Origin of the sequence: Pediococcus sp. AC40 (assembly GCF_030252485.1) — a bacterium.
In the GTDB taxonomy this organism is placed as follows: domain Bacteria; phylum Bacillota; class Bacilli; order Lactobacillales; family Lactobacillaceae; genus Pediococcus; species Pediococcus acidilactici.
On the sequence record NZ_CP127012.1, the window covers coordinates 644,256 to 658,731 of the forward strand.

The window sequence follows — 14,476 nt, forward strand, 5'->3', positions numbered from 1 at the left end:
TTTTATTTAGTGTGATTATTCCAACGTTTAATTCTAGAAATACTATCCTAAAAACTATAGAGTCGGTTTTAATAAATAAAGAGGATGAGCTCGAAATTTTAATTGTTGATGATGGGTCAAGTGATGGTACAGTCGAGTTAATTAAAAAAAAGAACTTTCCTTATATAAAAATTTTTAATTGCACACATATGGGGCCAGCAAACATTAAGAATTTTGCTATAAAGCATGCTAAGGGAAACTTTATATGTTTTCTAGATTCTGATGATTTACTAGCTCCAAATTATTTTGAAATTTTACGAAATAATTTAACCCCTAAAATAGATTTGTTGATTTTCAATTATAAGACATTCAGAAGTAGCGCTGAGGATAAAGAAGAAATTAGAAAAATAAGCCCAACAATTTCTGGTATGGATACGATGGTTTGGAATAAAGTGTATTCAAAAAGTATAATAAAAAAACTGAATTTCCCCGAAAATACGACATACGAAGATGTAGGATTTAGTGTTCAGGCGTTTTTAATATCAAGAGAGTTTACGTATATAGATAAAACTCTATATTATTACCGACAAAGAGAGGGGTCTGTGACTAAAGACCCAAATAAACCGGTAAAAATACATCTTGATATTATAAAGGGCTTTAAAGAAATGTTTGCTTTCATTAAGAAGTATGAGGTGGACCTAACTGAGAATGATAAAAGGGAAGTTTCAATTTTAGTCAATAAAAATATATTAATGCACATTAGAAAAATAATACAACTTTATAATATTCAAAATAAAGAAAGTAAGACCACGATAGTAAAACTTCTTAATTTCAAAAGAGATGTCAATACTTTGCTAGGCTCTCGGTATAGCTTGTTATTTTCTAAAACATTTAAAACTAATTTTAAATTTTGTGTAATGTATTTTCTAATAAAAATTAGACGATGGGGGATCATAAAATCAATTGTTATTAGGAAAAATCATAAGTAGAAATATTCTTGGTTATCTTGAGGCTAGGGTAATAAATAAGGCAATTGCTATAAAATGAATGGAAGTAGAGAATGAGTAAATGAATAAAAAAGAAGATAGTAAAGTAGATGTAGTTGTTGTTACTTTCAATAGGTTGAAATTGCTAAAGGAATGCATAAATGCATTGCTAGCACAAGGAGATAGTTTGTCACATATATTTGTGATTGATAATAAAAGTACTGATGGAACAGGGGAATTTTTGACAAATATACGTAATGAAAAAATTATAACTGAAACCTTAAGTGAAAATATTGGTGGAGCTGCTGGTTTTGAGTATGGTGTCGGAAAAGCAATGAGCGAGGGAAGCGGAGACTACATATGGATTATGGATGACGACACAATTCCTCAAATTGATGCTTTAAATTCTCTTGTGCACTCTGCTGAAATATTAAAGGGAGAATTTGGATTTTTGTGTTCTAATGTTAGATGGACCGATGGCTCGCCATCTAATATTGCAACGCCAGCAAAAGATTGGCCAGATAAAATTAATGAGAATTTAGTAAAGGTTGAGGCTGCAACATTTGTATCGATATTGGTACCTAGAAAAGTCATCTTATCTGTAGGCCTTCCAATAGGCAGTATGAAAATCTGGGGAGATGATACAGAATATACAAGAAGACTTTCTACATATATGCCTAGTTATTTTGATATAAAAAGTGATGTTATACACAAAAGCTCTTATGGAGCTACGACTGAAAGCTTGAAAAATACAACTCCAGATAGGTTGTGGAGATATAAAAATAGCTTTAGAAACGGTATCTATATTAGTAGAAAATATGATTCAAATAAAAAAGTCGTTAAGAACGTGATCATTAATATAGTGATAGGTATAAAAGCACTAGGAGCAACAGATAATAGGTTTAAGCGATTTAGTACTGCTATTAAAGGTACAATGGCAGGGTTTAGATTTAACCCAGAAATTAAAATTAAGAACAAATAACAATTTATTTTTATAAAAATATTAGGAGATGTATGTTTGTGAACTATCTAGTAGTAGGCTCCGGCCTCTTCGGCTCAGTTTTTGCCCACGAAGCGGCAAAACGAGGACATAAAGTTAAAGTGATCGAAAAGCGCGATCATGTTGCGGGAAATATTTACACTAAGGAAATTGAAGGAATTCAGGTTCATCAATATGGTGCGCATATTTTCCATACTAGTATGAAGAAAATTTGGGATTACGTAAATCAATTTGCTGATTTCAACAATTACATTAATACGGTGATTGCTAATTATAATGGTGAAATCTACAGTATGCCGTTCAACATGTATACATTTAACAAACTTTGGGGTGTTATCACTCCTGACGAAGCTAAGGCAAAGATTGAAGAACAAAAAAAGCGCGTTAAACTTGATGGAAAGCCTAAAAATTTAGAAGAACAGGCGATTTCGTTGGTTGGCCCCGATGTTTATCAAAAGTTAGTTAAGGGTTACACCGAAAAGCAATGGGGACAATCGGCAACCGATTTGCCTTCTTTTATTATTCGTCGTTTACCAGTTCGATTTACATACGACAACAACTACTTTAACGATCCATATCAAGGTATTCCGATTGGTGGGTATACCCAAATTATCGAAAAGATGTTGGATCATGAGTTGATTGAGGTAGAAACTGGTGTAGACTTCTTTGATCACAAGGAAGAATACTTAAATTCTGGAGCAAAAATTATTTTTACTGGAATGATTGATCAATTCTTTGATTACGAATTAGGCGAACTAGAATATCGGAGTTTACATTTTGAAACTGAAGTAATGGATGTTGATGACTATCAAGGTAACGCAGTGGTTAACTATACTGATGCTGAAACTCCATATACTCGAGTTATTGAACACAAACATTTTGAATTTGGTAAGGGGAATAAAGGTAAAACAGTGGTTACTCACGAGTATCCAAAGACTTGGAATCGTGGGGATGAACCCTATTATCCAGTTAACAATAAGCGTAACAAAGAGCTTTATACTAAGTATGTTGAGTTAGCCAAGGAAAAAGCACCGAGTGTATTGTTTGGTGGTCGTTTAGGTCAATATCGTTATTACAACATGGACCAAACGATTATGGCTGCTCTACAGACGGTTGAACATGAATTTGGAGAAAAATAAATATGCAAGTCGTTAAGAATTATCTTTATAATGCTGCTTATCAAGTATTTATTCTGCTAGTTCCTTTAATTACTACTCCGTATTTAGCCAGGGTTTTAGGACCGACTGGAGTAGGGATTAATGCGTACACAAATTCAATTATTCAATATTTTATTTTGTTCGGAAGTATTGGAGTAAATTTGTATGGAAATCGACAGATTGCGTATGTGCGTGATGATAAAAATAAATTAACGAAAACATTCTACGAAATATTTTTAATGCGGGTAATGACAATTATATTGGCTTATGCCGCATTTTTAGTATTTCTAATGTTTACAGGTAGCTATCATACGTATTATTTTGCGCAGTCAGTTTCAATTATCGCTGCTGCCTTTGATATCTCATGGTTTTTCATGGGAATGGAAAATTTTGGTGTGACAGTATTAAGGAACTTCATCGTTAAGATTTTGACGCTGGTTAGCATTTTCACTTTCGTTAAATCATATAGCGATTTGTATATTTATATCCTGATTTTATCACTATCGTTACTTATTGGTAACTTAACCTTATTCCCTAATTTGGGACGTTACATTGGAAAAATTGATTTTAAACACCTTAGAATTTGGCGGCACTTAAAGCCTTCGTTGGTATTATTTGTACCACAAATTGCTACTCAAATTTACTTGGTAGTTAACAAGACCATGTTGGGTTCGATGACTTCCGTCCAATCAGCAGGTTATTTTGATCAATCAGATAAAATGATTAAGATGGTTCTCGCAGTGGTAACGGCTACTGGAACGGTGATGCTTCCTCACGTTGCCAATGCTTTTATGAAGGGCGAGGTGGAGAAAACTAAGGAGTTTTTGTATAATAGCTTTTCTTTTGTAACAGCAATGTCAGTGCCAATGATGTTTGGAGTAGCTGCAGTTGCTCCAAAGTTTGTTCCATTATTCTTCACAGACAAGTTTATGGCAGTAATCCCATTGATGATGCTTGAATCGGTAGTTATTTTGTTAATTGCATGGAGCAATGCATTGGGAACGCAATATTTACTGCCAACAAATCAAAATGGTGCATACACTAAGTCAGTAATTATAGGAGCGGTTGTCAATATAGTTATTAACATCCCATTTATTTTGGCTTGGGGCGCTTTAGGGGCAACTCTTTCAACCGTACTATCAGAATTGGCGGTTACTGCATATCAGTTGTTTGTTGTTAGAGAGCAAATCAAGTATCGCAGTTTATTTGCTGATACTTTTAAGTATTTATTTGCTGGTTTAATTATGTTTATTGTTGTGCTTTTCTTAGATAAGAACTTAGAAAATAATTGGACAATGCTAATTATTGAAGTATTAGTTGGCATAGTCACTTATTTTGCGTTGCTGGTTGTATTACGAACGAAAGTTATCAAAGACGCAAAGGGCATGATTAAACGGTAAATTAAGATTAGATAGGATGAAAATAGTGAGTAACTCGAGGAAAAGAATTATAGGTGTTGATTTAGTTAAGGTGTTTGCATGTTTCAGTGTTATTTTGTTACATACATCAATGCCGTTTTTTTACAGTAATCAGACTTTTAAGATTGGTAATCTTAGCATTATTTCAGAAATTTTGTACTATGCAGGAACAGCAGCAGTGCCATTGTTTTTTATGGCAAATGGTTTTTTTCTAATTAACCGATCTAAGATGTCTTACAGATATATATATACCAAGATTGGTTTAATATTAGTGCCTGTTTTTAGCTGGAATGCAATTTTATATTTGACCAAATTTTTACTAGGGAAGAATCAAGAAAACTACTTAATCATAGTAGGCAAGTCCTTTTTGCAAAGGGGATTCTTTTTCCAATTCTGGTTTTTAGGTGCGTTAATTATTATGCTTCTGTTTGTCCCGGTCTTTAATTCAATAATAAAAAGGTCTATAAAGCTGTTTAGTGTTATTATGCTGTTATGTTTGTTGATTTCATGGGGATTTGATTTATATAACCATTTTTCAGGTCAGATGCCTATTCAAAAAAGTGTAATCCAAACATTTAGATTATGGACGTGGAGTAGTTACTACATGGCTGGTGGACTTATTGGCTTTTATTACAGGCGAGATGGCTTTTCAAAATTAAAAAAGTGGATAGGATACGTACTAGGAATAACTAGTGTCCTAATGTTAATTTACTCTATTTTGAACGTTAGATTAGTAAACACTCCATTTGCCGAATATAATTATGATAATATCTTGATTTTTCTTTGGATCAATTTCATGTTTTTGTGTTGTTTATTCATTCCCAGATTTTCAACGGCGCAAACAAAAATTATTGAATCAATTTCAAAATATAGTTTCGGTATTTATATAGTGCACGTTATTGTTCTAAAAATATTTGAGAAACTTTTAGGCACTAGCGGTATATTTATTAATTTAGTGACTATAATTGGAGTCTTTATTGGTTCGTGGATTATTACGTACGTAATGGCAAAAATACCGTATTTAAATAAATTAGTTGTTTTTTAGAAATATTAGCTTTATTGATACGTAATCAAAAGGTTTAGTTACTATATTAAGAATATTCTATAAATAACTTCTAACATTTAGTTGTATAGTATGTCCTATTAATAACCCTTGTTAACTTAACTAATAAATGGTAACATGTCTATTGATCTATGAAATATATTTATCTAACAAGAAAAAGTCGTCAATCACCCCGATTGACGGCTTTTTTTGTTGTAGTGGATATATTTAACAAATCACGTATTTATTTTCATGAAATTTCACTAAAAGTAATTAACCTGATTAACAAAAAATTATTCAAATGTATGCGTTTTAATGATACTGTTATAGCTGACAAACAGTGTGTTTTAAAACATAAAAAATTAAAGTTAATGTGGTAATGTATCGCCATTCTAATTGCAAGTGGAGATAAATATGCTGTTATTAAAAAAGTTTATGTTTCCAATTTTTTTGAGGGATATTGATGTTTTTACGGGGAGGGGTAACATATGATCAATTCTAGTCTTATAAAAAAATGCCTTTTAGGCGTAGTGTGTGGGCTAAGTGTCGGAATTTTACTAAATGAAAACAGATATTCTGTTAAAGCTGATACGGTAGAAGATTACAAAAATGTCTTAGATATAAGCGGCAATCCGACTGCAAATTTCTATTCAAAGAATAAAAAAGTATCTACCAATAAGTATTCATCTTTTTCAGATCAAGGTGCTTGGCATGCTTATTATTTGCCAAAAGAAGGGGTATCTTCGACGTATGGTGGTTTCCCGGGGCCCATGATTATAGCTGAAGAATATCCAGTCAATTTGTCGCACCAAATTTCTAAGCTACATATTATCAACGCAAAAACGAATAAAGAATTTAACTTTGCGGACGCTAAGAGAAGTTTTAACTATTATCCAGGCCGTTTGAACCAGGTTTATAAGTTTAAAAATTTGACGATCGCTTTGGATCTAATCTTTACTGATAGCCGCACGGCAATGGTTAGAACAAACATTCAAAATACTGGCAAGACTAATCTAAGTTTAAAAGCGTACTGGACGGGAGACATTATCAATAAGTTAAAGACCCGGGAAAAGAAAGCGGTTAATCTTAAACAGCAGTTAGTGAAAGGTACTAACGGGGTAAAGGTCAAATTTTCGAAGGTTAGAAACGATAACTATTATATGACCACTGCTGGTAATCAGTTTAACGTGGTTTACAGTGCGCCAGTTAAAACTAGTATCAAGGGTGACAAACACAAGAGTAGTTTAAATAAAACTCTTACCGTTAAACCAGGCGAAAGTCAAACCTTAGAATCTACCCAATCTTATACCTTTACAAAAAAAGAGGCGGATGCTGAAGTAGCAAAGGCCAGTAATGATTTTGCAAATGTAGATACCCTTTTCCAACAAAATGAAAATCGTTGGAATAACTATATCACTAAGGCAACGGAGAATGATAAAAGTAAGAAGGAAGTTGCTAACAAAGCCAAGTATGATCGGGCAGCAGTTAAAGGAATGGAAACTTTAGTAACCAATTGGATAAGCCCAGCTGGAGAACTAAAACATGATGGAATCGTTCCTTCAATGTCTGACCAGTGGTTCGAAGGCTTATGGGCATGGGATTCCTGGAAACATGCCGCTGCCGTGGCAGAATTTGACCCAGAGTTAGCGGAAAGTTCAATTAAGGCATTGTTCGATTACCAAATTACCAAAAAAGATAAAGTGCGTCCGCAAGATGCCGGGATGATCCCTGATGCCATCTTCTACAACAAGAATAAGGAACGCGGTGGGGATGGAATCAACTGGAATGAACGTAATTCTAAGCCACCATTAGCTTCATGGGCAGTTTGGCAAGTTTATAAATCAAACCATGATAAAGCTTTTTTGAAGGAAATGTATCCTAAGTTGGTTGCCTACCATGATTGGTGGTACTCCAATAGGGATTATAATAAGGACGGTTTAGCTGAATATGGCGCAACGGTCGATCCATTGCATTACAAGAAGAACAAACACAATCAGAAAGTTGTTAATAAAGAAGAAGTAATTCTTGCTTCCGCATGGAAATCTGGAATGGACAATGCGGTAAGGTTTGATGCTACCGGAGTGGGCAAGGCCGATAAAGGTGTTAAAGTTTATCCAGATAAGGACAGCAAGGGTAAAGTTGTCGGATATTCAGTTAACCAAGAGTCCGTTGACTTGAATTCTTACTTGTACGCTGGCAAAGGATTTTTAGCGGCGATTGCCAACGAACTAGGATATACCGCCGATGCTGAAAAATATACCGCTGAAGCCTCACAATTACAAAATAAGATTCAATCTAAAATGTTTGATAAGAAAACCGGGTTCTTCTACGACTTACAAAGTAACAAGGATGGATCGACTCTGTTGCTTTCAAATCGAGGGAAGGGTCCTGAAGGGTTGATTCCGCTTTGGGCAAGGGTTGCAACGAGTGCTCAGGCTGATCAAGTAAAACAAGTTCTAATGAATAAAAAGATGTTTAACACGTACATGCCTTTCCCAACTACTTCGCGGGATAACAAAAAATTCACGGCAACCCAATATTGGAGAGGACCAGTTTGGCTGGATCAAGCGATGTTTGGAATCGAAGGGTTACAGAATTATAACTACAATTCTGAGGCACTTAAGCAAACCGAAAAGCTATTCGACCACGCCGAAGGATTAACGGGAAGCGGACCAATTCGTGAAAACTATAACCCATTAAATGGAGACGGTTTGAATTCGTCAAACTTCTCCTGGTCTTCAGGGGTATTTTACATGTTGCACCACAATGTTTTAGGTGATGACCAAACGTCGTCGCAGCAGTATTTTAAGTAGGACAGGTTAAAGAATAAGTAGACAAACAAAAATCCAGATGACTTAGGATGGCGAAGCCTGAGAATCTGGATTTTTTGTTTTCATAAAAATAGATTTTATTTTTTTCTCCCACAGTATGGATATGATTAAGGTCCCGTTATATTTAAAATTTGTTTTTGAAAAATTTGATAAAGAGGTGAGTGAATATTTGACATCTCTTTAAAAAGAAAATCCCATAATTTAAACGGACATAAAACTTCCCCTCACGGTGAAAAAGCTAAATTTAAATAATAATGAAAAGGCTTTATTCTAAGGTTGTAAAAAGAAATCATTCATGGAGGTATTTATTATGAGTTTAAACGTCTTACTAGTTTGTGGATCGGGAGCTTCATCGGGTTTTATGGCGGCAAATATGCGGAAAGCTGCCAAAAAAGCAGGATTAGATTATAAAATTCAAGCCCGTAGCGAAGCAGAACTTAATGACTACGCCAATGATATTGATATTTTAATGGTGGGTCCGCATTTGAAATCAGAATTCGAAGCACTTCAAAAAAGTGTACCTGACAAGGTCGTTACGATTTTGATGAAGCCAGATTACTATTCAATTTTAGATGGGGCAGCGGCCGTTGAGCATATCAAATCAGAAGTTTAATTAAATGGAGAGGAGGCATTCCGATGAATAAGTTCATGGATGCTTTAAATAAAGGTTTTGCTCCACGAGCACAGAAAATTGCAAATAACCAATGGATATTGACTATCAAGAATTCTATTCTACAGGTTTTACCATTTATTTTTGTTGGATCACTAATTACATTACTTGATATTCCGGCTAATTTTTTTAAATGGTGGCCAGATTTGTCGCCGATTAGTAGCTTTACTTTTGGACTTACATCAATTTTTGTTGCTTTTCTTTTCCCGTTTAATGTGATGGAGCAAAAGAAATTAAATAAACAAAAGATTATTGCTGGGTTATCATCAGTTGCGCTATTCCTGATGTTTGCTAATCCAACTTGGGATAAAACAGGTTCAATTATTTCATATCAATTCTCTAAACTAGGAGCTGGGGGAATGTTTGTAGCTCTGGTTGTAGGCGGCTTTGTTGCAATTATTATGGGGTTCTTTGGTAAATTTAGCTTTTTTAATGAAGATACTGCATTGCCAGATTTTGTGATTGCTTGGTTTGATTCCATGTTATCTATCATCCTGGTAGTTGGAACTGGATGGATTTTAACTTATTTAGTTCACTTTGATCTTTACCAGCTGGTAGTAGCAGTATTTTCACCGTTAGCTAATTCATTAGATACTTGGTGGGGATTCACTTTATTCCTATTTTTTGACTGTTTTATTTATTCAATGGGGATTTCTGGTTGGGTTTTAGCAGCGATTGATCAGCCAATCATGTTTGCTGGCATTGCTAATAACGCACAACAATTTGCACACGGACAAGCGATTACGCACATTTTTACTAGTGAACTGATTTATAGTTTCCCTTGGATTGGTGGGGTAGGTTGCACCATGCCATTAGTGCTAATGATGCTCTTCTGGAGTAAATCTAAGAGATTAAAAGTTTTAGGAAAGGCATGCGTTGTTCCTTCAATATTTAATATTAATGAGCCACTAGTTTTTGGGACAATTGTTTGGAATCCATATTTGATGCTGCCGTTATGGATTAACGGGATTGTATTGCCATTAATTACTGTATTTTGGTTTAAATTTGGTTTATCACCAATACCGCATTCATTGATGCAAATGTGGTATATCCCGTTCCCATTTGTTACATGGATAGTAAGTCCAGCGATTAGTGCTTTAATTCTTCTTGCAATTCTATTCTGTGTAGGAGGATTGATTTATTACCCATTTTTCAAAATTTACGACAGTAATCTTATTAAAGAAGAAAACTAAAAATTAATAATTTGAGAAAGGTTAATTGATTAATATGGCTGATAAAGAAAGTTCAAATGAATCTGTAAAAGAAACGATGGAAATTATTATTAATGCGGGAGACGCACGGGATTTTATTTCAAAAGCGCTTGATAAAGTAGCAGAGAGTGATTATAGCGCTGCTAAAGAACTTATGGAAAAAGCCAATCAAAAATTGGTAGCTGCTCACCGTATTCAAACTAAGAAACTACAAAAAGAAGCGGAAGGCGATGCCGTAGAGTATTCAGTGCTGTTTACCCATGCTCAAGACACGGTAATGACCATTATGAGTGAATACAATCTATCTAAGAAGTTAATTGGCATATTTGAACGCAAAGAAGGAAAAAGATAAGAAAGGAATTTTATTATGAAAAATCAGTATTCGTATTTTCCAAAGAATTTTTTGTGGGGAGGAGCTCAAGCAGCTAGTCAAGCAGATGGTGCTTATCGTGAAGATGGTAAAGGACTAAACTCCTCAGATGTCCAACCTTTTTTAAAGGGACTTTCTAATGAAGAAATTCAAAAAATAGAAGTACAAGGAATGACTTTAGCACAAGCCAAAGCAGGAGTGACCGACCAGGAACACTATTATCCTAAGCGCTACGGTATCGATTTTTACCATACGTACGAGAGTGATATTGATTTACTGAGTGAAATGGGTTTTAAAACCTTTCGAACTTCCCTAGATTGGTCACGAATTTTTCCTAACGGGGATGACGAAGAACCCAACGTTGCGGCATTAGAGCATTATTCAAAGATGATTGATTATCTTTTAAGTAAAAATATTGAGCCAATCATCACGATGAACCATTACGAAACTCCGCTTAACATTACTTTTAAATATGGCGGTTGGCCAAATAAAGATGTGATTCCGATGTTTGAGAAATTCGGAAAGACTTTACTAGATTGGTTTGGCGACCGGGTTAAGTACTGGATTGTAGTTAACCAAATTAATATGGTACAAACCGAACCATGGTTATCCGTGGGGGTGGCAGCGGACCAGTATGATAATTTGGCAGAAGCGTTATACCAGTCAACCCATAACCAGATGGTGGCGGCGGCTTGGATTAAGAACTATGCCAAAACTCTTAATCATCCTAATTTAAATATTGGAACCATGGTTGCTGACGGTACCGTCTTTCCTGCGACGGCGAAACCGGATGACGTTGTATTAGCATTACAGCATAATCGAATGCAATACATGTTTACCGATGTGCAGTTTAGGGGAGCTTACCCTAAATTTGCCCAAAATTATTTTGCGGATCACGACATCAAGTTGGCGATTACTGATGCAGAAATGAAGTTGATCAAAGAGAACCCAATGGATTTCTTAGGGATTTCATACTATTACTCTCAAATGGTTGATTCCACTAAGAACAAGTATGAAGTTAACGATAATACACCTAATCCATATTTGAAGGCTTCCCCATGGGGTTGGGCAATTGATCCTCAAGGATTTTACAACACGCTTTCGCAGTATGCGGATCGGTACGGTAAGCCAATTATCATTGCGGAAAATGGAATTGGAATGTATGACGAGTTAACTGAAGACAAAAAAGTACATGATGATTACCGGGTGGATTATTTAAGACAACATATTGAACAAGTTGGTCGTGCAATTCATGACGGAGCTAACGTAATTGCGTATTGTGCATGGGGACCTATTGACATCGTTTCTTGTTCTTCTCAACAAATGTCTAAGCGTTATGGCTTCATTTACGTAGACTTAGATGATGAAGGGAACGGAACTGGCGCACGGTTCAAAAAAGATAGTTTTACTTGGTACAAGAAAGTTATCGCTACGAATGGTGAAGAACTTTAGGTAAAAAATTATAATTTCGCGATTAAGCTATATTGAATGCTTTTCGCGAAATTTTGCGTAGAAAGCCATGTTTTAATTGGCAAGTTTTCAAATTAAGCATAGTTAATGCTCATGATTAGGGGATATAATGATGTCCACAAAAAGAGAAGAGAAAATGCTCCGGTACCTCATGACCAAACCGGGGTGGCATAGTGTTCAAGAACTATCGATTTTTTTGGATGTGTCAGATAGAAGCGTTAAAAAGTACTATAAAAATTTATCGGCAGATCACCCAGTGGTTTCTTCAAAGTTGGGCTATAAATATGAGGGCACTAGAGAAATTAAAGAAAAACAACCGGAATTAAAAGGGTCCAAAATCCCAACTACTAAGCGGGAACGGATTTTTTACGTACTCAATAGATTGTTAAGCAACGATGCGCCGGTAAATGTGTACGATCTAGCTGAAGAAATTTTTGCTAGTGAATCTAATTTAAAACTTGATTTTAAAGCGGCCGTAAAATACGCGAAAAATTTTGACTTAACTTTGAAACAGCGAGGGGGATTATTTCTCTATCTCTGGTAGCGAAGAAGATAAGCGACACATGCTTTCAGACATGCTATATAAAGAAAGCGACGGAAATTTTATTAGTAAATCAATCATTCGAAGCAACTTCCCTACAATTGATTTAGATGGGCTGTACACGATTACGCAAACATGCGCAAAGGATCATCATATTTATTTGAATACTTTTGATTTGAATAACATTGTTTTACACGTGGTAATTGCCATCCAACGGATTAGAGATGGATATCAAACGCAACCACAGTTAGATGATTTTTACTGGAAAAGTAGTCGCTTTGCCAAAGATTTACTAAAGGAAGTTGAAAACAGTCAGACAAACGTTCGTTTTTCTAAAGATGACTTAGAAAGTCTGGGGCTGGTCATTGATGGTTCGGTTTCCCGATGGACGATTGATATGAAAGACAGTATTTCAGAAAGTTCATTACGCTTAATTCGCGTCATTCTTGCTTACGTGAAGAGCATTTATAAAATTGATTTGACGGGACCTGATTTTATAAATCAATTTGCGATTCACGTTAGCCGGTTAATTCAACGGTTGCGAGACGGGAAAAGCATTCAAAATCCGATGGCTAATCAAATGAAGGCTCAAAGCCCTACTGTCTACGAATGTGCGGTGCTAATATCTCATAAGATTGCAAACTATGTAGGAGTGCCGGTTCCTGATAACGAGATTGCCTATATTGCTATGCATATTGGAAATGCCATTGCAAAACAGATTGAAGATAAAGAACGGCTAAGGACAACAATTTTAATTCCAGATTATTAGGGAAAATTTCTATCAATTGTCGATCAAATTGAGAAGAATTTTGGTAGTGAACTAGTAATTACAAAGGTCGTCACCACAGAGTCTACAGTAGAAAATGATCTTGATTTATTAATTGCCTTTACAGATAGAAGCTCAACTAGAGTACCCAGTGTACAAATCTCGCCATTCTTTACGAAAAATGATAATCGCATGTTGAAAAATAAGATCGATGAAATTGGTAATGAAAAGCGGCGGAGGGCATTTGATAGCCAAATTGGAACATTTTTCGACCAACGTTTCTTCACGATTAGTCGACAATTAAAAACGAAGGAAGCCGTTATTGAGCATATTGCCAATGCCTTTTACCAAGCTAAGGTAACTGACCAAGATTACCAAAAAGATTTGTTGGATAGGGAACAAATGTCGTCCACGGCGTTTGGTAAAATAGCAATTCCCCATTCGTTAACCATGAAAGCGCATAGTACCAAGGGGTTCATTTATATCAATCCTAACGGGCTAACTTGGGGAACAAGTCGCGTTTATCTAGTATTCGCTTTAGCTGTGCGAAAAGAAGATTCTAAGTTGTTTAGAAATATTTTTGACAGGTTATCGGACGTGATGACGGAAGAAAAGAATATTGCTGAATTGGTTGGAAGCACGAGTTACGAGGACTTTTTGGGGAGGATTAAGGGGATGTTATAAGAATTGACCATAAAGATAGGATTTATAATGGAAGTAAGAAATATTTTAATATAGAGTAAGTTACATACGTACAAAAATAAAAAGCTAGTGATAAACATTGCTGTTTATTACTAGCTTTTTGCTATATATAATTTGTTAACAAGTAAAGTAGGACACTTATATTTGTTAACCAGTAAATTAGATGGATTATTAAATTTTTAAAACTGAAAATCTTATACATAGTACCAGCAAAAGTAATCCGGGCATACATAGATGTACCCATAACATTTATCAATATAAGGATAAGCAAATTAAGAGGCCTCTGAAAAACGTAATATAAATCTTGTACTGGAAATGCAATAAAAATTTGAG

At 35.1% G+C, this 14,476-nt stretch carries 13 protein-coding genes; all 13 read left to right on the plus strand.

The features are described 5' to 3' along the window. Positions 1 to 11 precede the first annotated feature (11 nt). The 13 genes from NL111_RS03075 (at position 12) to NL111_RS03135 (ending at position 14,125) form a co-directional block, all read left to right on the plus strand. Positions 12 to 968, plus strand: coding sequence for a glycosyltransferase family 2 protein (locus NL111_RS03075; protein ID WP_285110452.1), 957 nt, complete (start codon positions 12 to 14; stop codon positions 966 to 968). A 79-nt stretch (positions 969 to 1,047) separates the two neighbouring features. Further along, on the plus strand, positions 1,048 to 1,947 hold the full coding sequence (locus tag NL111_RS03080) for a glycosyltransferase family 2 protein (protein WP_285110453.1): 900 nt from the start codon (positions 1,048 to 1,050) through the stop codon (positions 1,945 to 1,947). A 32-nt stretch (positions 1,948 to 1,979) separates the two neighbouring features. Then, complete coding sequence (gene glf, locus NL111_RS03085; RefSeq protein WP_502929573.1) at positions 1,980 to 3,104, plus strand: UDP-galactopyranose mutase; 1,125 nt, start codon at positions 1,980 to 1,982, stop codon at positions 3,102 to 3,104. A 2-nt stretch (positions 3,105 to 3,106) separates the two neighbouring features. Then, positions 3,107 to 4,522 (plus strand): oligosaccharide flippase family protein, encoded by a 1,416-nt coding sequence (locus NL111_RS03090; protein WP_285110455.1) that lies wholly within the window; start codon positions 3,107 to 3,109, stop codon positions 4,520 to 4,522. 16 nt (positions 4,523 to 4,538) lie between these two features. Continuing rightward, positions 4,539 to 5,585, plus strand: coding sequence for an acyltransferase (locus tag NL111_RS03095; protein WP_285110456.1), 1,047 nt, complete (start codon positions 4,539 to 4,541; stop codon positions 5,583 to 5,585). A gap of 485 nt (positions 5,586 to 6,070) precedes the next feature. Further along, on the plus strand, positions 6,071 to 8,395 hold the full coding sequence (gene ygjK, locus NL111_RS03100; RefSeq protein WP_285110458.1) for an alpha-glucosidase: 2,325 nt from the start codon (positions 6,071 to 6,073) through the stop codon (positions 8,393 to 8,395). A 328-nt stretch (positions 8,396 to 8,723) separates the two neighbouring features. Continuing rightward, positions 8,724 to 9,026: a PTS sugar transporter subunit IIB gene (locus NL111_RS03105; protein ID WP_285110459.1), complete on the plus strand. Its 303-nt coding sequence runs from the start codon at positions 8,724 to 8,726 to the stop codon at positions 9,024 to 9,026. Between the two features lie 23 nt (positions 9,027 to 9,049). Continuing rightward, the gene (locus NL111_RS03110; RefSeq protein WP_285110460.1) at positions 9,050 to 10,276 is read left to right on the plus strand and encodes a PTS sugar transporter subunit IIC; all 1,227 of its coding nucleotides are present in this window, start codon (positions 9,050 to 9,052) and stop codon (positions 10,274 to 10,276) included. 34 nt (positions 10,277 to 10,310) lie between these two features. Next, a complete protein-coding gene (locus NL111_RS03115) occupies positions 10,311 to 10,646 on the plus strand; it encodes a PTS lactose/cellobiose transporter subunit IIA (protein WP_024862496.1) in 336 nt (111 codons plus the stop codon). A 15-nt stretch (positions 10,647 to 10,661) separates the two neighbouring features. Further along, a complete protein-coding gene (locus NL111_RS03120; RefSeq protein WP_285110461.1) occupies positions 10,662 to 12,116 on the plus strand; it encodes a glycoside hydrolase family 1 protein in 1,455 nt (484 codons plus the stop codon). A 130-nt stretch (positions 12,117 to 12,246) separates the two neighbouring features. Next, positions 12,247 to 12,678, plus strand: a complete 432-nt coding sequence (locus NL111_RS03125; RefSeq protein WP_285110462.1) for a BglG family transcription antiterminator — start codon at positions 12,247 to 12,249, stop codon at positions 12,676 to 12,678. Between the two features lie 31 nt (positions 12,679 to 12,709). Further along, positions 12,710 to 13,444 carry a BglG family transcription antiterminator gene (locus NL111_RS03130; RefSeq protein WP_285110463.1) on the plus strand — a complete coding sequence of 245 codons (735 nt, stop codon included), beginning with the start codon at positions 12,710 to 12,712 and terminating at the stop codon, positions 13,442 to 13,444. Between the two features lie 189 nt (positions 13,445 to 13,633). After that, positions 13,634 to 14,125 (plus strand): PTS sugar transporter subunit IIA, encoded by a 492-nt coding sequence (locus tag NL111_RS03135; protein WP_285110464.1) that lies wholly within the window; start codon positions 13,634 to 13,636, stop codon positions 14,123 to 14,125. Positions 14,126 to 14,476: the final 351 nt, after the last annotated feature.

Coding starts and splice junctions, on each gene's coding strand:
- NL111_RS03080 (WP_285110453.1), top strand. CDS start 1,048: ATGAATAAAAAAGAAGATAGTAAAGTAGATGTAGTTGTTGTTACTTTC.
- glf (WP_502929573.1), top strand. CDS start 1,980: ATGTTTGTGAACTATCTAGTAGTAGGCTCCGGCCTCTTCGGCTCAGTT.
- NL111_RS03090 (WP_285110455.1), top strand. CDS start 3,107: ATGCAAGTCGTTAAGAATTATCTTTATAATGCTGCTTATCAAGTATTT.
- NL111_RS03095 (WP_285110456.1), top strand. CDS start 4,539: ATGAAAATAGTGAGTAACTCGAGGAAAAGAATTATAGGTGTTGATTTA.
- ygjK (WP_285110458.1), top strand. CDS start 6,071: ATGATCAATTCTAGTCTTATAAAAAAATGCCTTTTAGGCGTAGTGTGT.
- NL111_RS03105 (WP_285110459.1), top strand. CDS start 8,724: ATGAGTTTAAACGTCTTACTAGTTTGTGGATCGGGAGCTTCATCGGGT.
- NL111_RS03110 (WP_285110460.1), top strand. CDS start 9,050: ATGAATAAGTTCATGGATGCTTTAAATAAAGGTTTTGCTCCACGAGCA.
- NL111_RS03115 (WP_024862496.1), top strand. CDS start 10,311: ATGGCTGATAAAGAAAGTTCAAATGAATCTGTAAAAGAAACGATGGAA.
- NL111_RS03120 (WP_285110461.1), top strand. CDS start 10,662: ATGAAAAATCAGTATTCGTATTTTCCAAAGAATTTTTTGTGGGGAGGA.
- NL111_RS03125 (WP_285110462.1), top strand. CDS start 12,247: ATGTCCACAAAAAGAGAAGAGAAAATGCTCCGGTACCTCATGACCAAA.
- NL111_RS03130 (WP_285110463.1), top strand. CDS start 12,710: ATGCTATATAAAGAAAGCGACGGAAATTTTATTAGTAAATCAATCATT.
- NL111_RS03135 (WP_285110464.1), top strand. CDS start 13,634: ATGTTGAAAAATAAGATCGATGAAATTGGTAATGAAAAGCGGCGGAGG.